Source organism: Kitasatospora sp. NPDC088160 (assembly GCF_044741445.1).
Lineage (GTDB): Bacteria > Actinomycetota > Actinomycetes > Streptomycetales > Streptomycetaceae > Kitasatospora.
Genome location: NZ_JBIUSS010000019.1, coordinates 44326 through 62492, shown reverse-complemented (window position 1 = coordinate 62492; position 18167 = coordinate 44326). Strand labels below are relative to the sequence as shown.

General features: G+C 73.4%; 14 protein-coding genes. 9 read left to right on the top strand and 5 right to left on the bottom strand.

What is annotated here, in order from left to right:
- Positions 1-58: 58 nt before the first annotated feature.
- Positions 59-1396 carry a DivIVA domain-containing protein gene (locus ACIOGZ_RS27595; RefSeq protein WP_400805663.1) on the top strand — a complete coding sequence of 446 codons (1338 nt, stop codon included), beginning with the start codon at positions 59-61 and terminating at the stop codon, positions 1394-1396.
- A 183-nt stretch (positions 1397-1579) separates the two neighbouring features.
- Here the strand turns inward: ACIOGZ_RS27595 and ileS are convergent, their stop codons facing one another.
- Entirely contained in the window at positions 1580-4708 is a 3129-nt protein-coding gene (gene ileS, locus ACIOGZ_RS27590) for an isoleucine--tRNA ligase (RefSeq protein ID WP_400987812.1), read from the bottom strand.
- A 641-nt stretch (positions 4709-5349) separates the two neighbouring features.
- Here ileS and ACIOGZ_RS27585 point away from each other — a divergent pair.
- The 6 genes from ACIOGZ_RS27585 to ACIOGZ_RS27560 all read left to right on the top strand — a co-directional run bounded on the left by ACIOGZ_RS27585 (position 5350) and on the right by ACIOGZ_RS27560 (position 11987).
- A complete protein-coding gene (locus ACIOGZ_RS27585; protein ID WP_244293330.1) occupies positions 5350-5817 on the top strand; it encodes a TraR/DksA family transcriptional regulator in 468 nt (155 codons plus the stop codon).
- 235 nt (positions 5818-6052) lie between these two features.
- On the top strand, positions 6053-6637 hold the full coding sequence (lspA, locus tag ACIOGZ_RS27580) for a signal peptidase II (RefSeq protein WP_400987810.1): 585 nt from the start codon (positions 6053-6055) through the stop codon (positions 6635-6637).
- Between the two features lie 61 nt (positions 6638-6698).
- Positions 6699-7637: an RluA family pseudouridine synthase gene (locus ACIOGZ_RS27575; RefSeq protein ID WP_363582910.1), complete on the top strand. Its 939-nt coding sequence runs from the start codon at positions 6699-6701 to the stop codon at positions 7635-7637.
- 1 nt (position 7638) lies between these two features.
- A complete protein-coding gene (locus ACIOGZ_RS27570; protein ID WP_363582908.1) occupies positions 7639-8100 on the top strand; it encodes a GNAT family N-acetyltransferase in 462 nt (153 codons plus the stop codon).
- Positions 8101-8256: 156 nt separating this feature from the next.
- Entirely contained in the window at positions 8257-11061 is a 2805-nt protein-coding gene (locus ACIOGZ_RS27565; protein ID WP_400987807.1) for an alpha/beta fold hydrolase, read from the top strand.
- Between the two features lie 44 nt (positions 11062-11105).
- Positions 11106-11987 (top strand): ABC transporter permease subunit, encoded by an 882-nt coding sequence (locus ACIOGZ_RS27560; RefSeq protein WP_363582904.1) that lies wholly within the window; start codon positions 11106-11108, stop codon positions 11985-11987.
- 84 nt (positions 11988-12071) lie between these two features.
- Here ACIOGZ_RS27560 and ACIOGZ_RS27555 read toward each other — a convergent pair whose 3' ends face one another.
- Complete coding sequence (locus ACIOGZ_RS27555; RefSeq protein WP_400987874.1) at positions 12072-13775, bottom strand: alkaline phosphatase D family protein; 1704 nt, start codon at positions 13773-13775, stop codon at positions 12072-12074.
- Positions 13776-13938: 163 nt separating this feature from the next.
- On the opposite strand from ACIOGZ_RS27555, the gene ACIOGZ_RS27550 reads away from it, so the two are divergent.
- Positions 13939-14568, top strand: coding sequence for a dienelactone hydrolase family protein (locus ACIOGZ_RS27550; protein ID WP_400987805.1), 630 nt, complete (start codon positions 13939-13941; stop codon positions 14566-14568).
- Positions 14569-14600: 32 nt separating this feature from the next.
- Here ACIOGZ_RS27550 and ACIOGZ_RS27545 read toward each other — a convergent pair whose 3' ends face one another.
- The 3 genes from ACIOGZ_RS27545 to ACIOGZ_RS27535 all read right to left on the bottom strand — a co-directional run bounded on the left by ACIOGZ_RS27545 (position 14601) and on the right by ACIOGZ_RS27535 (position 17183).
- On the bottom strand, positions 14601-15293 hold the full coding sequence (locus ACIOGZ_RS27545) for a response regulator (protein WP_400987803.1): 693 nt from the start codon (positions 15291-15293) through the stop codon (positions 14601-14603).
- A complete protein-coding gene (locus tag ACIOGZ_RS27540; protein WP_400987801.1) occupies positions 15290-16525 on the bottom strand; it encodes a sensor histidine kinase in 1236 nt (411 codons plus the stop codon). Before ACIOGZ_RS27540 ends, ACIOGZ_RS27545 begins: the two co-directional genes overlap by 4 nt.
- Positions 16526-16655: 130 nt before the next feature.
- Positions 16656-17183 (bottom strand): GNAT family N-acetyltransferase, encoded by a 528-nt coding sequence (locus ACIOGZ_RS27535; protein WP_400805674.1) that lies wholly within the window; start codon positions 17181-17183, stop codon positions 16656-16658.
- A gap of 148 nt (positions 17184-17331) precedes the next feature.
- On the opposite strand from ACIOGZ_RS27535, the gene ACIOGZ_RS27530 reads away from it, so the two are divergent.
- Complete coding sequence (locus ACIOGZ_RS27530; RefSeq protein WP_400805676.1) at positions 17332-18102, top strand: HAD hydrolase family protein; 771 nt, start codon at positions 17332-17334, stop codon at positions 18100-18102.
- The last annotated feature ends 65 nt before the right edge of the window (positions 18103-18167 follow it).

Genomic DNA, 18167 nt, shown 5'->3' with positions numbered 1-18167 from the left:
CGTAGGTGAGCGATGCGACAGGATGCCGGTGTGCCGACGATCACGTTGAGGTGAAGAGATGCCATTGACCCCCGAGGACGTTCGGAACAAGCAGTTCACGACCGTCCGCCTGCGCGAAGGCTATGACGAGGACGAGGTCGATGCCTTCCTCGACGAGGTCGAAGGAGAGCTGACCCGCCTGCTTCGCGAGAACGAGGACCTGCGCGCCAAGCTGGCCGCCGCGACTCGCGCCGCCGCGCAGAACCAGGCGAACATGCGGAAGGAGCCGCCGCAGGACGCCCGTTCGGGCGCCCCCGTTCCGGCCGCCATATCCGGCCCGCCGGTTCCCGGCCAGCAGGGCCCCGGCCCGCAGCAGCAGCAGATGGGCCCCGGTGGTCCGCAGCAGCAGCAGATGGGCGGCCCGCAGCAGCAGCAGATGGGCAACCAGCCGCTCGGCCTGCCCTCCGGCGCCCCGCAGCTCCCCGCCGGCCCCCAGCAGATGGGCGGCCCGCAGCAGCAGATGAACCAGACCATGGGCGGCCAGCAGCAGCTGGTCCAGCCGATGGGCGGTCAGATGCTCCAGCCCATGGGCGGCCCCGGTGGCCCGCAGCAGATGGGCAACCCGATGGGCCAGGGCATGGGCCAGCAGCAGCAGATGCAGCCGATGGGCGGCCCCATGGGCGGCCCGCAGCAGCAGCAGATGGGCGGCCCCATGGGTGCCCCCATGCAGCAGCAGGGCCCCGGTGGCGACAGTGCCGCCCGCGTCCTGGCGCTCGCTCAGCAGACCGCCGACCAGGCGATCTCGGAGGCCCGTTCCGAGGCCAACAAGATCGTCGGCGAGGCCCGCAGCCGCGCCGAGGGCCTGGAGCGCGACGCCCGTGCCAAGGCCGACGCCCTGGAGCGGGACGCGCAGGAGAAGCACCGCGTCGCGATGGGCTCGCTGGAGTCCGCGCGCGCCACGCTGGAGCGCAAGGTCGAGGACCTGCGGGCGTTCGAGCGCGAGTACCGGACGCGCCTCAAGTCGTACCTGGAGACCCAGCTGCGCCAGCTGGAGTCGCAGGCCGACGACTCGCTCGCCCCGCCGCGGATCCCCGCCACCGCGTCGCTGCCGCCGGCGGCCTCGTCGATGGCTCCGGCCGGTGCCGGTGCGATGAGCGGTGCCCCGGCCTTCGGTGGCAACCAGCCGGCCTTCGGCGGCAACGCGCCGTCGTTCGGCGGGCAGAGCTCCTTCGGTGGCAACCCGCCGGCGCCGAGCTTCGGCGGTCAGGCGTCCGGTGGCAACACCGGCGCGCCGCAGATGCAGCCGGCCGGGATGACGCAGCCGATGGCGGCCGTCCGCCCGCAGCCTCCGCAGCCGATGCAGCAGGCTCCGGCGCCGATGCGGGGCTTCCTGATCGACGAGGACGGCGACAACTGAGGTTGTAGCGAGGCCTTTTGAGAGCGCCCCCTGTTCGACCCGCGGGTCGAACAGGGGGCGCTCTGCTGTGGTGCGGACGAGGGTGGGGGACGGGCGCGCGGGGTGGTGACGTCGCTTCGGGGGCGCGCGGGTACGGCGAAGCCGCCGTCGCCCCGGGCGGGGTGACGGCGGCTTCGGAGTCGGTCAGGCCTTGCGGAGCTGGAAGGCGAGGCCGAGGGCTTCGTCGGCGAAGGTCTCGGAGTCCCAGTCGGCCGTGCCGGCGGCGAAGTCGGTGGCCAGGACCTCCTCGGCGACGAGGGGGCCGTGCTCGGCGATGGCCTCGGCGGTCTCCTCGGTGGTGGCCCGCCAGCGCAGGACGATCCGGTCGGCGACGTCGAGACCGGAGTTCTTGCGGGCCTCCTGGATCTGGCGGATGGCGTCGCGGGCGACGCCGAGCCGCTTGAGCTCCGGGGTGATGGCCAGGTCGAGGGCGACGGTGGCGCCGGACTCGTTGGCGACGGCCCAGCCCTCGCGCGGGGTCTCGGTGATGACCACCTCGTCCGGGGAGAGGGTGACCGGCTCGCCGTTCAGCTCGACCGAGGTCTCGCCGTCGGCGCGCAGTTCGGCGGCCAGGCGGGCGGCGTCGGTGGCGGCGACCGCCTTGGCGACGTCCTGCACGCCCTTGCCGAACCGCTTGCCCAGGGCGCGGAAGTTGGCCTTGGCGCTGGTGTCGACGAGCGAGCCGCCGACCTCGGCGAGCGACTCCAGGGTGGAGACGTTGAGCTCCTCGGCGATCTGCGCGCGCAGGTCGGCGGGCAGCTCGTCCCAGCCCTGGGCGGCGATCAGCGCGCGGGACAGCGGCTGACGGGTCTTCACGCCGGACTCGGCGCGGGTGGCCCGGCCGAGCTCCACCAGGCGGCGGACCAGCGCCATGTGCCGGGAGAGGTCGGTGTCGATCAGCGACTCGTCCGCCTGCGGCCAGGTGGCCAGGTGGACCGAGGCCGGGGCGTCCGCGGCGACCGGGACGACCAGGTCCTGCCAGACCTGCTCGGTGATGAACGGGGTCATCGGGGCCATCAGGCGGGTGACCGTCTCCAGCGCCTCGTGCAGGGTGGCGAGCGCGGCCGCGTCGCCCTGCCAGAAGCGGCGGCGGCCGCGGCGGACGTACCAGTTGGACAGGTCGTCGACGAAGCCGGACAGCAGCTTGCCGGCGCGCTGGGTGTCGTACGCCTCGAAGGCGGCGTCGACCTCGCGGACCAGGGTGTTCAGCTCGGAGAGCACCCAGCGGTCCAGCTGCGGGCGGTCGGCCGGGGCCGGATCGGCCGCCGAGGGGGACCAGCCGGCGGTGCGGGCGTACAGGGCCTGGAAGGCGACGGTGTTCCAGTAGGTGAGGAGGGTCTTGCGGACCACCTCCTGGATGGTGCCGTGGCCGACCCGGCGGGCCGACCAGGGCGAACCGCCGGCGGCCATGAACCAGCGGACGGCGTCGGCGCCGTGCTGGTCCATCAGCGGGATCGGCTGCAGGATGTTGCCCAGGTGCTTGGACATCTTGCGGCCGTCCTCGGCCAGGATGTGGCCCAGGCAGACGACGTTCTCGTAGCTGTTCTTGTCGAACACCAGGGTGCCGACCGCCATCAGCGTGTAGAACCAGCCACGGGTCTGGTCGATCGCCTCGGAGATGAACTGCGCCGGGTAGCGCTTCTCGAACAGCTCCTTGTTCTGGTACGGGTAGCCGTACTGGGCGAAGGGCATCGAGCCCGAGTCGTACCAGGCGTCGATGACCTCGGGGACCCGGGTCGAGGCGCCGCCGCACTCGCGGCAGGCGAAGGTCACGTCGTCGATGTACGGGCGGTGCGGGTCGAGCTCGCTCTGGTCGGTGCCGGTGAGCTCGGAGAGCTCGGCCAGCGAGCCGACGCAGGTGAGGTGGCCCTCCTCGCAGCGCCAGATCGGCAGCGGGGTGCCCCAGTAGCGGTTACGGCTGAGCGCCCAGTCGATGTTGTTGTTCAGCCAGTCGCCGAAGCGGCCGTGCTTCACGTTCTCCGGGTACCAGTTGGTGGCCTCGTTCTCCCGGATCAGGGCGTCCTTGACCGCGGTGGTGCGGATGTACCAGGACGGCTGCGCGTAGTAGAGCAGCGCGGTGTGGCAGCGCCAGCAGTGCGGGTAGCTGTGCTCGTACGGGAGGTGGCGGAAGAGCAGGCCGCGCTCCTTGAGGTCCGCGACCAGGGCCTCGTCGGCCTTCTTGAAGAACTGGCCGCCGACCAGCGGGACCTCGGGGGCGAAGGTGCCGTCGGCGAGCACCGGGTTGACCACCGGCAGGCCGTACCTGCGGCAGGTCGCGAGGTCGTCCGCGCCGAAGGCGGGCGACTGGTGGACGATGCCGGTGCCGTCCTCGGTGGTGACGTAGTCGGCGTTGAGGACGTAGTGCGCGTTCTCGATCTCGACCAGGTCGAACGGGCGGCGGTAGGCCCAGCGCTCCATCTCGGCGCCGGTGAAGGACTCGCCGGTGGCCTCCCAGCCCTCGCCGAGGGCCTTGGCGAGCAGCGGCTCGGCGACGACCAGCTTCTCCTCGCCGTCGGTGGCCACCACGTAGGTGACCTCCGGGTGGACGGCGGCGGCGGTGTTGGAGACCAGGGTCCACGGGGTGGTGGTCCAGACCAGCAGCGCGGCCCGGCCGGCCAGCGGGCCGCTGGTCAGCGGGAAGCGGACGAAGACCGAGGGGTCGACGACGGTCTCGTAGCCCTGGGCCAGCTCGTGGTCGGACAGGCCGGTGCCGCAGCGCGGGCACCAGGGGGCGACCCGGTGGTCCTGGACCAGCAGGCCCTTGTCGAAGATCTGCTTGAGCGACCACCAGACGGACTGGACGTACGACGGGTCCATCGTCCGGTAGGCCTCGTCGAGGTCGACCCAGTACCCCATGCGGGTGGTCAGCTCGGTGAAGGCGTCGGTGTGGCGGGTCACCGACTCGCGGCACTTGGCGTTGAACTCGGCGATGCCGTACGCCTCGATGTCCTGCTTGCCGGAGAAGCCCAGCTCCTTCTCGACGGCGAGCTCGACCGGGAGGCCGTGGCAGTCCCAGCCGGCCTTGCGGGCGACGTGGTAGCCCTTCATCGTCCGGAAGCGGGGGAAGACGTCCTTGAAGACGCGGGCCTCGATGTGGTGGGCGCCGGGCATGCCGTTGGCGGTCGGCGGGCCCTCGTAGAAGACCCACTCGGGGCGGCCCTCGGACTGCTCCAGGCTGCGCTGGAAGATCTTGTTGTCCTGCCAGAACGACAGGATCTGGTGTTCGAGGGCGGGCAGGTCCACCTGTGCGGGGACGGAGTTGTAGGTGCTCATCGCGGGCGTCATACCTCCGGCGGATGTGAACGGGATCCGACGGAGGGACGAGACGGCGAGCCGCCCCGCGGTACCACCCTCCTTGGCCGCGGTGCTGCTGCGGCCCTCTTGTTTGGGCTTGCTGCCGGGTCTAGTGGGCCGGCCCGCGCGGTGGCGGGCGGCCGTTCTTCCGGCGGCTCCGGGGTGATCTTCCCGCCGTGCACACCCCCGGGCTCGCACCGTCCCCGGGTCGCTGGTGGCTGCGTACGTCGGTACTCGTCCCATCTGCGCCTTGCAGGGCCAGTGTATCGGCCGGGCGAGTCGGTTTGTCCAAATCGTTTTTCCCCGCGGTGGACGGCCGGGGCGCTCCGGGGCCGGCGGCGGTGGTGGTTAGGCGGGGGTGATCTGGGCACAAGTCTGGTCAGCGCGCGGGGCGTGGCGGCTGGGGCGGCTGCCTGGGTGGGGTCATCATGGGGCGTCGGAATGTCATGTTGTGACCGGTTTTGATCGGGATTATCGTTCCGGCACTGGAGGCCGCCGGGAACCGGCGGCTCGATTCGTTCGTAGATGGGGTCGAAGCCATGGCTGAGAAGGCAACCGGCGCGGGTACCGCCACCAAGCGGGCACGCAAGGCCGTGGCGGCCGATCCAGGGGAGGGGACCGTGACCACTACCGCACGGCAGAAGAGCAGCACCGACACCGTCACCGTGCCGCGCGGCGCCGAGTCGGTGGACCCGGCCACGCTGCCGGTCCGGCCCGGCGAGGACCCGTGGACCACCGACGAGGTCCACGAGCTGCACACCGAGCTCATCAGCGAGCTGGAGCGGCTGCAGAACGAGATCGACGCCGCGGAGGCGGCCATCTCCGGCCTGATGCGTGACTCCAACGACGGAGCCGGTGACGACCAGGTGGACGCCGGTACGAAGAACATCTCGCGGGAGAGCGAGCTCGCGCTCGCCAACAACGCCCGGGACAGCCTCGCCCAGACCGAGCGGGCCCTGACCAGACTGGAGGGCGTCGGCTTCGGCACCTGCGAGTCCTGCGGGCAGGCCATCGGGAAGGCCCGGATGCAGGCCTTCCCCCGGGCCACGCTCTGCGTGCAGTGCAAGGCCAAGCAGGAACGCCGCTGACGCGGCCGACCGGGGCGGCGCAGGGGGTCGGGCTTGCCGTACGCTCGACCCCGTAACGTCGCCTGAATCCTCGGGACACGTCCGGTTCGGAGGTGTCCGGTACGGCGACCAATGGGCCCACCCTCCCCCACCTCCAACCGGGGGAGCTCCACCGGCAGCGGAGCGGATCATCAGTACGCAAGGTTCCCCCCAGACGCGGGACGACGCCGTCCCGACCCCCGCCGAAGCCGTGGAGGTGGCCGTGGCCGAGTCCACCGAGCCCGCCGAGCCTGCTGGGCCCACCGAGGCGAGCGCCCCGGCCACGGCGGAGGCGCCGAAGGGCCGTCGGCGGGTCGGCGTGCTGATGGTCGTCGCGCTGCTCGCCTTCCTGATCGACCTCGGCAGCAAGCTGCTGGTCGTGGCCCGGCTGGAGAACCACGCGGCGATCAAGGTGATCGGGGACGTCGTCACCTTCCAGGTCATCCGCAACTCCGGCGCCGCCTTCGGCATGGGGCAGGCGCTGACCGTCGTCTTCACGATGATCGCCTCGGCCGTCATCGTGGTGATCTGGCGGATCGCCCGCCGGCTGTACAGCCTGCCCTGGGCGATCGCGCTCGGGCTGCTGCTCGGCGGGGCCCTGGGCAACCTCACCGACCGGCTGTTCCGCTCGCCGGGCGTCTTCCGCGGGCACGTCGTCGACTTCATCTCCGTCCAGCACTTCGCGGTCTTCAACCTCGCCGACTCGGCGATCGTCTGCGGCGGAATCCTCGTCGTGCTGCTCTCCTTCCGGGGCAGCAACCCGGACGGCACCGTCCACCAGCAGGGCGGCAAGACCGAGTAGCAGGGGCCCCCGGGCGGTCGGGCGGGCGGCGGAGGGCCGCGGTTCCGGCATACTCGTACGGGTGAGTACCGCAGCGCAGATCCGCAGCCTCCCCGTACCCGACGGCCTGGAGGGCGAGCGCCTCGACGCCGCCCTCGCCCGGATGTTCGGCTTCTCCCGGACGAAGGCCGCCGAGTTGGCCGCCGACGGCAAGGTGACGCTCGACGGCGCCGTGGCCGGAAAGTCGGACCGGGTGACCGCCGGCTCCTGGCTGGAGGTCGAGATCCCGGCCCCCGCCGCCCCCGTGCGGATCATCGCCGAGCCGGTCGAGGGCATGCGGATCATCCACGACGACGAGGACATCGTGCTCGTCGACAAGCCGGTCGGCGTCGCCGCCCACCCCAGCCCCGGCTGGACCGGCACCACCGTCATCGGCGGGCTCGCCGCGGCCGGCTACCGGATCTCCACCTCCGGCGCCGCCGAGCGCCAGGGCGTCGTGCACCGGCTGGACGTCGGCACCTCCGGGCTGATGGTCGTCGCCAAGTCCGAGCGCGCGTACACCGACCTCAAGCGGCAGTTCCACGACCGGATCACCGAGAAGCGCTACCACGCCCTCGTGCAGGGGCACCCGGACCCGCTGAGCGGCACCGTGGACGCGCCGATCGGGCGGCACCCCAGCTCGGACTGGAAGTGGGCCGTGACCAAGGACGGCAAGCCGTCCGTCACCCACTACGACCTGATCGAGGCCTACCGCTCGGCCTCGCTGCTCGACATCAAGCTGGAGACCGGGCGCACCCACCAGATCCGGGTCCACATGTCCGCGCTGCGCCACCCCTGCGTGGGCGACCTGACCTACGGCGCCGACCCGACGCTGGCCAAGCGGCTCGGGCTGACCCGGCAGTGGCTGCACGCCGTGTCGCTCGGCTTCGAGCACCCGGCGGACGGGCAGTGGGTCGAGTTCTCCAGCGAGTACTCGCCCGACCTGCGCAAGGCGCTCGACATCATCTCGTCGGAGAGCTGAGATGACGGCGGCCATCCGGACCGCGGCGGGCGCCGCGGACCTGGCGCTGGTGCGGGACGTGCGGCGCGAGGTGTTCATCGTCGAGCAGAACGTGCCGGAGGAGCTGGAGTACGACGAGTACGACGCGACCTCGGTGCACCTGCTGGCCGTGGCGGCGGACGGGACCGCGCTCGGGACCGGACGGCTGATCTTCGGGGAGCAGGCGCTGAAGCTCACCGGGGGTGTCGAGGGCAGGGTGCTGCTCGGACGCCTCGCGGTGGTGTCGGCGGCCCGGAGGACCGGGCTCGGGGCCCAGCTGGTGCGGGCGATCGAGGCGGCCGGGCTCGACCGCGGCGCCGTCGAGGTGGAACTGCACGCGCAGGTGCGGGCGCTGGGGTTCTACGAGCGGCTGGGGTACGCGGCCGAGGGCCCGGTGTACGAGGACGCGGGGATACCGCATCGGACGATGACGCGGGTGCTGTAGGGCGCGCCCTGTGGATCCCCGTACCCCTGGTGGGGTGCGGGGATCTCCGTCGTCCCGTGCCGTACCAGGGCGCAACGGGGTGAACGGGGCGGAAGCGGCGGCTTCGGCGGTGGCCTTATCGGACGCCTACCCGGGGGGCGGATACGATCAGCCCCCATGGAGTTCGGTGGGGCGTGGCGCCGGTGGCGCAGCCGGGGTACGACGGTGCGGCGCAGGGTGGTGGCCGGTGCGGTGGCCCTGGTGGTGGTGGCCGGGGTCGGTACGGCGACGGTGGCGTCCGGCGGTGAGCCGGCGGTCCATCAGGAGGACCGTTTCCTCGCCATGCCGGAGACCCCCGGCAGTGACCAGCAGGTCCAGGTGGACACCTCCTTCTTCACCACCGGCAGCACCCCGCGCCCGGCGGTCCTGCTCGCGCACGGCTTCGGTGGCTCCAAGGACGGCGAGCGCGAACGCGCCCAGCAGCTGGCCCGGCAGGGCTACGCGGTGCTGACCTGGTCGGCACGCGGCTTCGGGCACTCGGGCGGGAAGATCGGCCTCAACGCGCCCGACCGCGAGGTCGAGGACGTCAAGCACCTGGTGGACTGGCTGGCCCAGCGGCCCGAGGTGCAGCTCGACGGGCCCGGCGACCCCCGGGTCGGCATCACCGGTGCCTCGTACGGCGGCGCCGTCTCGCTGCTGGCCTCCGCGTACGACCACCGGATCGACGCGGTGGCCACCCAGATCACCTGGTGGAACCTCGCCGACGCGCTGTTCCCGCAGGGCGTGCAGGGCTCGGGCGCCGTCGACGGCGTGTTCAAGAAGCTCTGGGCCGGGATCTTCTTCACCACCGGCGCGGCCGGCGACCTCGGGCCCTCCGGCGGCGCGCCGCGCGGCGGCGGGGCCGGGCAGGGCGGGCCGGGGCAGGGCGGCGACGCCGCGGGCGGGCCGGTCGGCTGCGGGCGGTTCCTGGAGTCGCTCTGCCAGATGTACGACCGGGTCGCCACCGCCGGGCACGCCGACCCGGAGGCCGTCGCGCTGCTGGACCGCTCCAGCCCGTCCTCGGTGGCCGCGCAGCTCAAGGCGCCCACCCTGGTCGTGCAGGGCCAGCAGGACTCGCTGTTCCCGCTCGACCAGGGCGACCGGATCGCCCGGGCCGTCGCGGCCAACGGGGCGCCGGTCTCGGTGGACTGGTTCGCCGGCGGGCACGACGGCGGCACCGACACCAGCGCCCGGGTCGACGACCGGGTGACCGCCTGGTTCGACCACTACCTGAAGGGGCAGGGCGACGACACCGGCCCCGCGTTCCGGGTCACCCGCACCGGGGGCGTCGACTCCACCGGCTTCCAGGCCGTGCTGCGCGGCGCCTCCGCCGACCGCTACCCGGGCCTGGGCGGAACCGGCTCCCACGGTGTCGAACTGGCCGGTGGTGAGCAGACCATCGCCAACCCGCCCGGCGGGGCCCCGCCGGGGATCTCGACGCTGCCCGGGATCGGCGCGCTCAGCCAGGCCGCCTCGCTGGGCGCCGGGCTGTCGCTCGACTTCCCCGGCCAGCACGCCGCCTTCGACTCCGCGCCGCTGGACCAGCCGCTGCACCTGACCGGGCAGCCCACCGTGCCCGTCCAGGTGCGCGCCGACCGGCCGGACGCGGTGCTCTTCGCCAAGCTGTACGACGTGGGCCCGGACGGCAAGGCCGTGCTCCCGCAGCAGCTCGCCGCCCCGCTGCGGGTCACCGGCGCCGACGCGGGCCGCACCGTCACGGTCGCGCTGCCCGCCGTCGACCACACCTTCGCCGCCGGGCACCGGCTGCGGCTCGTCCTGGCCGCCACCGACCTCGCGTACGCCTCGCCCGTCGAGCCCGCCACCTACCGGGTCGCGCCGGCCGGGGCGCTCACCGTGCCGACCGACGACGAACTCGTCACCGAGGCCACGCCGCTGCCCGCGCGCACCTGGCTGCTGCCGCTGGCGGCCGTCGTGGTGGCGCTCGGCCTGGTGCTGTCGCCCCGGCTGCTGCGCCGCCGTCGGCGGGGGGCGGGCGACGGGCCGGCGTACGATCCGGCGCTGGCCGGGGTGCCGTTGCAGATCACCGGCCTGAGCAAGCGCTACAAGGGCGCTCAGGACCGTTACGCCGTGCGGGAGTTGGGCTTCCGGGTGGAGCAGGGGCAGGTGCTCGGCCTGCTCGGGCCCAACGGCGCCGGCAAGACCACCACGCTGCGGATGCTGATGGGCCTGATCCGGCCCGACGCGGGTGAGATCCGGATCTTCGGCCACCTGGTGCGCCCCGGCGCACCGGTGCTCTCCCGGGTCGGCGCCTTCGTCGAGGGCGCGGGCTTCCTGCCGCACCTCACCGGCCGGGCCAACCTGCGGCTGTACTGGCAGGCCACCGGTCGGCCGGAGGCGGACGCCCGCTTCGACGAGGCGCTGGCCATCGCCGGTCTCGGCGAGGCGCTCGACCGCGCGGTGCGGACCTACTCGCAGGGCATGCGGCAGCGGCTCGCCATCGCCCAGGCCATGCTCGGGATGCCGGACCTGCTGATCCTCGACGAGCCGACCAACGGGCTCGACCCGCCGCAGATCCGCGAGATGCGCGAGGTGATGATCCGGTACGCCGCCGCCGGCCGTACCGTCATCGTCTCCAGCCACCTGCTCGCCGAGGTCGAGCAGAGCTGCACGGACCTGGTGGTGATGGACCGCGGGCGGCTGATCACCACCGGAGCCGTCGGCGAGATCGTCGGTGCGGGCGAGCTGCTGTTCCTCGGCGTGCCCGCCGGGTACGAGCCCGGGTCGGTCGTCGAGAAGGTGGGCGCGCTGGCCGGGGTCGGGTCGGCGGAGGCCGTCGAGGGCGGGCTGCTGGTGCGCCTGGACGGGCTGGCGGCGCACGAACTGCTGGCCGAACTGGTGCGCCTCGGCGTGCCGGTGGAGAGCGCCGGGCCGCAGCGGCGGCTGGAGGACGCGTTCCTGTCGTTGATCGGAGGTGCGGCGTGAGCAGTGGCGTGAGTGGTGGGGCGAGCGGTGACGTGAGCGGTGACGTGAGCAGCGATGTGAGCAGTGGCGCGAGCGGCGTCGTGTCGGCGGACCACGCCGAGGGGTACCGGGCGGGCCGGACGCTGCCGCTGCGGGTGGAGGCGATGCGCCAACTGCGGCGCCGCCGCACCCTGGTGATCGGCGCGGTGCTGGCCGCCCTGCCGTTCGTGATGCTGGCCGCGTTCCAGATCGGCGGCACCCCGAGCCGCCCCGACCGGACCACCTTCATCGACCTGGCCACCGCGTCCGGGCCCAACTTCGCCGCCACCATGCTGTTCGTGGGCACCGGCTTCCTGCTGGTCATCCCGGTGGCGCTGTTCTGCGGCGACACGGTCGCCTCCGAGGCGAGCTGGTCCTCGCTGCGCTACCTGCTGGCCGCGCCGGTGCCCCGGGCCCGGCTGCTGGCCCGCAAGTTCGCGGTCGGGCTGGCGTTCTCGGCGGTGGCGGTGGTGATGCTGCCGCTGATCGGGTTGGTCGTCGGCACCGCCGCGTACGGCTGGGGGGACCTCAAGCTGCCCACCGGGGCCAGCCTTTCGGCCGGGGAGGCGCTGCCCCGGCTGGCCGTCGCGGCGGCCTACGTGTTCCTCGCCGAGATCGTGATCGCCGCGCTGGCGTTCTGGCTCTCCACGGCGACGGACGCGCCGCTGGGCGCCGTCGGCGGGGCGGTGTTCGCGTCGATCATCACCGGGGTGCTGGACGCCGTCACGGCGCTGGGGGGCCTGCGGGAGTGGCTGCCCGCACACTGGCAGTACGCCTGGGCGGACGCCCTGCAGCCGCAGTTGGAGTGGGGCGGCATGGTGCAGGGCGTCTCGCTGTCGCTGTCGTACGCGGCGGTGCTGCTCGCGCTGGCGTTCCGGGGGTTCGCGCGCAAGGACGTGGTGTCGTAGGGCCGTCGTGCTGCGGGCCCGCCGCGTGGGTGCGGCGGGCCCGGGTGACAGACGTGGGGCCCGGCGTGGGGGCCCGGGGTGGGGTCAGGCGATCGGGGCGTTCGCGCGCTCGATCCGCTGGGTGCCGGTGCGGGTGCGGTAGGAGCGGGTCCAACTGCTGGTCGCGTCCTTGCGGGTGCGGTCGGAGAGGACGTAGTAGTCCATCTGGGTCTGCTCGGGCGTGATGTCCAGGACTCCGTAGCCGTGCGAGTCCAGGTCGACCCACTTGACGTGCGGGTTGGCCGTCCTGATCGCGGTGCCGGCCGCCAGTGAGACGGTCTGCGGGGCGACCTTCAGGAGGTCGTCGACGTTGTCGGAGGTCACCGAGGTGACCACGAACTCGGTGGCGACACTGCCGGACAGCGGGTAGGTGGCGGCCTCGTTCGGGACGTCGGCGGCCCAGGCGGAGTGGATGTCGCCGGTCAGGAAGACGGTGTTGGTGATGCCGTTCGCCTTGAGGTGGCCGAGCAGCTCGCGGCGGTCGTGGGTGTAGCCGTCCCACTGGTCGGGGTTGACCGCCACGCCCTCGCCGGGCAGGCCGAGCAGCTTGGCCAGCGGGCGCAGCAGGTAGTCGGGCAGCGAGAGGAAGGCGACCGGGGAGATCATCACCTCGTTGCCGATCAGCCGCCAGGTGGTGTCGGAGGCGGACAACCCGGCCTTGAGCCAGTCCAGTTGGGCTCGGCCGGTGAGGGTGCGGTCGGCCGAGTCGACGGCACCGCTGCCCGTCTTCGCCTGCTGGGAGCGGAACGAGCGCTGGTCCATCAGGTGCAGGTCGGCGAGCTTGCCGTAGCGCAGGCGGCGGTAGGTGGTGCCGGCGATCGAGGGCCGGACCGGCATCCACTCGAAGTAGGCCTGCTTGGCGGCGGCCATCCGGTCGGCCCAGGCGCCCTCGGTGCCCGGGGTGTGGTTCTCGGCGCCGCCGGACCAGGCGTCGTTGGCGAACTCGTGGTCGTCCCAGATCGCGATGGTCGGGAGCTTGGCGTGCAGGGCCTGGAGGTCGTCGTCGGTCTTGTACTGGCCGTGCCTGGTGCGGTAGTCGGCGAGGGTGAGGATCTCGTGGGTGGGGGCGTGCGGGCGCACGACCGTGCCGCGGGCGCAGAACTCGCCGGTCTTGTACTCGTAGATGTAGTCGCCGAGGAAGAGGAAGGCGTCCAGGTCGCCGCGGGCGGCGAGGTGGCGGTAGGCGGAGAAGTAGCCGCCCTCCCAGTTGGCGCAGGAGGCGACGCCGAACCGCAGCCGGGAGAGGGCGGCGTCGGTGGCGGGGGTGGTGCGGGTGCGGCCGGTGGGGGAGGCGGCGGTGCCGGTACCGGCGGTGGCGGTGGCGGTGAAGCGGTACCAGTAGGGGGTGTCCGGGGTCAGGCCGCGGACGTCGGCCTTGACGGTGTGGTCGGCGGCGGCGGTGGCGGTCACCGTGCCGCTCGCGACGACGCGGGTGAAGGCCTGGTCGGCGGCCAGCTCCCAGCGGACCTCGGTGTCGGGGCCGAGGCCCGAGCCGGGGACGGCCTCGGGGCGGGGCGTCACCCTGGTCCAGAGCAGGACGCCGTCGGGGAGGGGGTCGCCGGAGGCTATGCCGTGCAGGAAGCGGGGGGCGGCTTCGGGGGTTCCGGGGGCCTGGGCGGCTCCGGCGGCCTGGGCCGGCTCGGCGGCTTCGGCGGGGGTGGGGAGGGTGATCGGGAGGGCGGCGGTCGCGCCGGCGGCCAGCGCGCCGGCCTTCAGGACCTGGCGGCGGCGCGGGTGGGCGGGGGTCATGTCATGGACAAGATCGTTCACGTCCGGAAGGTTACCCGCTAGTAAAGCGTAGGTAAATCAGGTGACCTGACGACCCGTCGTGGAGGGGAAGGGGGCTGCGGTTCGGCGCGGGCGGGCCGGGGAAGTCGGGGCGGGCCGGCCGGGGAAGTCGGGTCGCCGGATCATGCGGGATCATGGGGGAGTACCCGCCCTCAGCTGCCGAAGGACCCCGACCGTGGCCCAGATCGTCCTCTTCCACTCCGCCCTCGGGCTGCGCCCCGCCATCCACGCCGCCGCCGACCGGCTGCGCGCCGCCGGGCACACCGTGCACACCCCGGACCTGTACGACGGGCGGACCTTCGACGACATCGAGGCCGGACTGGCGTACCAGGAGGAGGTCGGCGGCAGCGAGGAACTGCTGCGCCGGGCCGTCACCGCCGCCGCTCCGCTGTCGGACGGCGGCCTGGTCTACGCGGGCTTCTCGCTCGGCGGCTCGCTCGCGCAGAACCTCGCCCTCGCCGACGACAAGGCCCGCGGCCTGCTGCTCCTGCACGGCACCTCCGACCTGCGCGAGGACGCGGCCACCGAGATCCCGGTGCAGTTGCACGTCGCCGAGCCGGACCCGTTCGAGACCGAGGACTGGCTGAACGCCTGGTACCTGGGGATGCGGCGGGCCGGGGCCGACGTCGAGGTGCACCGCTACCGGGGCGCCGGGCACCTGTTCACCGACACCGAGCTGGCCGACTACGACGCCGAGGCGGCGGAGCGGGCCTGGGCCATCGCGCTGGACTTCCTCGGCGAGCTGGATTCCTGACCGGGAGGTGAGGGGGTCGTCGGGGCGGCCGGTCAGCCGGCGAGCCCCGGCACCACCAGGCCGGACTCGTACGCGATCACCACGGCGTGGGTCCGGTTCTGCGCGCCGAGCTTGGTCAGCACGTTCCCGACGTGCGTCTTCACCGTCTCCAGGCTCACCCTGAGCGACTCCGCGATCTCCGGGTTGGACTGGCCCGTGGCCATCGACCGCAGCACCTCCTCCTCCCGCACCGTCAACGCCGCCCGGGGCAGCGCCTCGGCGGAGTCCAGCGGGCGGGCGGAGACCATCCGGCGCAGCGCCGCCGGGAAGAGGATCGCCTCCCCGGCCGCCGCGACCCGCACCGCCTCCGCGATCTGCCGCACCGGAAGCCGCTTCAGCACGAACCCGCTCGCCCCCGCGCTGAGCGCGGCGGTGACGTAGCCGTCGTTCTCGAAGGTGGTGATCACCACGACCTTCGGCGGCGCGGCCGACTCGGCCAGCAGCTGCCGGGTGGCCTCGATCCCGTTGCGGCGCGGCATCCGTACGTCCATCAGGACCACGTCCGGCCGCAGCCGCTGCGCCTGGTCGACCGCGTCGACGCCGTCGGACGCCTCCCCGACCACCGTGATCCCCGGCTGCACCGCGAGCAGGGTGCGCAGGCCGCTGCGGGTCACCTCGTCGTCGTCCGCGATCAGGAGGGTGACGGGGGCGTTGCTCGGGGCGTCGGTGGGGTCCGGGCCGGTCATGCCGACAACCGCACGGGCAACTGCACGGCCAGCCGCCAGGCCTGGGGCCCGTCCGGCCCGGCCTCGATCTCGCCGTGCAGCAGCCGGACCCGCTCGGCCAGGCCCGGCAGGCCGTGGCCGGACGTCGGGAAGGCGCCCTGGCGCGGACCCGTCCCGGTCCGGTTGACCACGCTGAGCTCCAGGGTGTCCGGCCCGGCCGCCACCCGGACCTCGATCGGGCCGCCGGCTCCGTGCCGCAGCGCGTTCGTCAGCCCCTCCTGGAGGATCCGGTACGCCGCCCGGGAGAGCGTCCCCTGCACCTGCGCCAGCTCGCCGGACAGCTCCGGCTCCACCACCGCGCCGGCGTGCCGCAACCGGTCCAGCAGCTCGGGCAGGTCGGCCAAGGTCCGGGCCGTGGCCGCCCCCGACTCCTCCTCGCGCAGCGCACCCAGCACGTAGTCCAGGTCCTCCAGGGCGGCCCGGGTCGACTCCTCGATGCTGCGCATGGCGGCCCGCGCCGCCACCGGGTCGGCGGAGAGCACCTCGCCCGCCACCGCCGCCTGGATCGTGGCCGCCGTCAGGGTGTGCCCGATCGAGTCGTGCAACTCGTGCGCCAGCCGGTTGCGTTCGGCCAGCCGGCGCTCCCGCTCCGCCGCCATCGCCAGCCGCTCGGCCGCCGACGGCCCCAGCAGCTTCGGGGCCAGACCGCGCAGGGCGCTCGCCACCGCCGCGCACACCACCGGCGCCAGCAGCAGGCAGGCCGCCGCCACCACCCAGCTCCAGACGCCCGTCACCTGCACCGACCGGCCGGGCCAGCTCAGCCGGGCATCACCGGAGACCCAGCCGCCCGGCAGGGCCACGGCCGCGCCGAGCAGGACGAGGCTCACCAGGCCCCCCACCCAGCCCAGTGCCACGTGCAGCAGCAGCCACAGCGGGGTGCGCCAGCGGTCGGTGCCAGGGGTGTCCGCCGCCCGGGTGTCGGACACCGGGTCCGGCAGCGGCACCCTCAGCAGCCGGCGGGCGCCGCCGATCAGCACCCGCCGGGTGGTGCGGGCCAGCCCGACCACGGCGAGCAGCGCCGCCCAGGCCAGCAGGGTGAGCACCGCCCGTGCGAGGTAGGGGCCGGACGGCCAGGCCATCATCGGCAGCATCGCGAACGGCAGCAGCGGCAGGCTCGCCAGCGCGCCGAGGAAGGCGAACAGTACGCCTGAGTACGTGGAGCCGCGCAGCAGCGGCCGGATTCCCCTGATCATGATCACCAGTATTGCGGCGCAGCTCGTGGGGGTCCTCCCCCGATCGGGGGAGCGTTCGTTCCGGCCTTCCGGCCTCAGTCCTTCCGGCCTCAGTCCTTCCGGCCTCGGCGTTTCTGCTCCGGCGGGAAAGCTACGGCGAGGCGGCCCCGGAGGCATCGGCGCGGCCCCGGGTGAGCAGGCGGGTCGTGCTGCCGTCGTCCTCCGTGATGTCGCGGACGTGCCGGAAGCCGATCCTGCCCAGCAACGCCAGCGAAGCGAGGTTGGCGTCGGCGACCGTCGCGTGCACCTCGGCCAGCCCCAGGGCGGTGAAGCCGTAGTCGACGATCGCGGCCGCCAGTTCGGTGCCCAGGCCGCGGCCCCACGCCTCCGGGGCCAGCGCGTAGACGATCTCGAAGCCCTCGACCGCGGTGGTGGGCTTGATCTCGGCGTGCCCGACGAGGCGGCCGTCGTGCCGCACGGCCCAGACGTCGAACCGGTTCGAGGCGTAGACCTGGGTGAAGACGCGGCCGAACAGGGCCCGGTCCTCGGCCTCGGACTGCGGGCCGTCGCCCATCCACCGGGACACCTGCCGGTTCTGGAACAGCGCCACGAAGTCCTCTTCGTCCGCGAGGACGTACGGGTCGAGCAGCAGGCGCTCGGTACGCAGGGTCGGGGTCATGTCGGGCGACGGTACGGGGGCCGTCGCCCGCCCGGCAAGCGGCTTTCGGGAGGTCGGAGCACCGGTGGCGATCGCGGTCGAACGGGTGTCGGGGGCGGCGTCGAGGGGATCACATCGCGGGCTCCGAACGGACGGATATCATCCGGGAATGATCAACCTTCGCACCCGCACGGTGGTTTTCGATCTCGACGGCACGCTCTGCTTCGACGGGCGGACGATCGACGGTCGGATCCTGACGGCGATCGGGGAGTGCGAGCGGGCCGGGTACCGGGTGGTCTTCGCGTCGGCCAGGCCGGTTCGGGACATGCTGCCGGTGCTCGACGGCGCCTTCCCGGCCGCGATGCTGATCGGCGGGAACGGGAGCCTGGTGTCGGTCGACGGGCAGGTGCGGGCCCGGGCCGTGTTCGAACCGGCGGTGCTGGGCGGGCTGATGGCGGCGGTCGCGCGCTACGAGGCGGGCTATCTCGCGGACGGGCCCTGGGACTACGCGTACACCGGGCCGGTGGACCACCCGATCCGGGGCCGCGTCGACCAGGGCGGCCTGGCGAGCCGGGTGGAGCTGGCCGAGCTGCCCGAGGTGGTGAAGTTCCTGGTCGTCGAGGCGTCGGACATGGCGGAACTCGCCGAGGCCGGCCGGGGGCTCGGGCTGATGGTGAACCACCACCTCGACGAGGCGATCATCGACTTCGCGCCCGGTTCCACGACGAAGTGGGAGGCCCTGACGTCGATGGGCATCGGCGCGTACGCGGCCTTCGGCAACGACATCAACGACTTCGACCTGTTGCGCAACGCCGAGCGGGCGGTGCGGGTCGGCACGCATTCCGGGCTGGACGGCGTCGCCCACGTCAGCGTCGCGGCCGAACCGGAGGCGGTGGCGGCCGAGATCGCGCTGCTGGCGCGGACGGCCGAGGACCGGTAGGGCGCCGGGGTGCCTGCCGCCACAGGTGCCTGATCCGGGCGGCCGCCTTCTGAACCAGCCTTGAT

What these genes read in the sequence shown, in the direction of transcription:
- ACIOGZ_RS27530 (WP_400805676.1), top strand. Translation starts at nt 17,332, where the DNA reads ATGATCAACCTTCGCACCCGCACGGTGGTTTTCGATCTCGACGGCACG.
- ACIOGZ_RS27550 (WP_400987805.1), top strand. Translation starts at nt 13,939, where the DNA reads ATGCGGGATCATGGGGGAGTACCCGCCCTCAGCTGCCGAAGGACCCCG.
- ACIOGZ_RS27570 (WP_363582908.1), top strand. Translation starts at nt 7,639, where the DNA reads ATGACGGCGGCCATCCGGACCGCGGCGGGCGCCGCGGACCTGGCGCTG.
- ACIOGZ_RS27535 (WP_400805674.1), bottom strand. Translation starts at nt 17,183, where the DNA reads ATGACCCCGACCCTGCGTACCGAGCGCCTGCTGCTCGACCCGTACGTC.
- ACIOGZ_RS27565 (WP_400987807.1), top strand. Translation starts at nt 8,257, where the DNA reads ATGGAGTTCGGTGGGGCGTGGCGCCGGTGGCGCAGCCGGGGTACGACG.
- ileS (WP_400987812.1), bottom strand. Translation starts at nt 4,708, where the DNA reads ATGAGCACCTACAACTCCGTCCCCGCACAGGTGGACCTGCCCGCCCTC.
- ACIOGZ_RS27555 (WP_400987874.1), bottom strand. Translation starts at nt 13,775, where the DNA reads ATGACCCCCGCCCACCCGCGCCGCCGCCAGGTCCTGAAGGCCGGCGCG.
- ACIOGZ_RS27545 (WP_400987803.1), bottom strand. Translation starts at nt 15,293, where the DNA reads ATGACCGGCCCGGACCCCACCGACGCCCCGAGCAACGCCCCCGTCACC.
- ACIOGZ_RS27540 (WP_400987801.1), bottom strand. Translation starts at nt 16,525, where the DNA reads ATGATCAGGGGAATCCGGCCGCTGCTGCGCGGCTCCACGTACTCAGGC.
- ACIOGZ_RS27595 (WP_400805663.1), top strand. Translation starts at nt 59, where the DNA reads ATGCCATTGACCCCCGAGGACGTTCGGAACAAGCAGTTCACGACCGTC.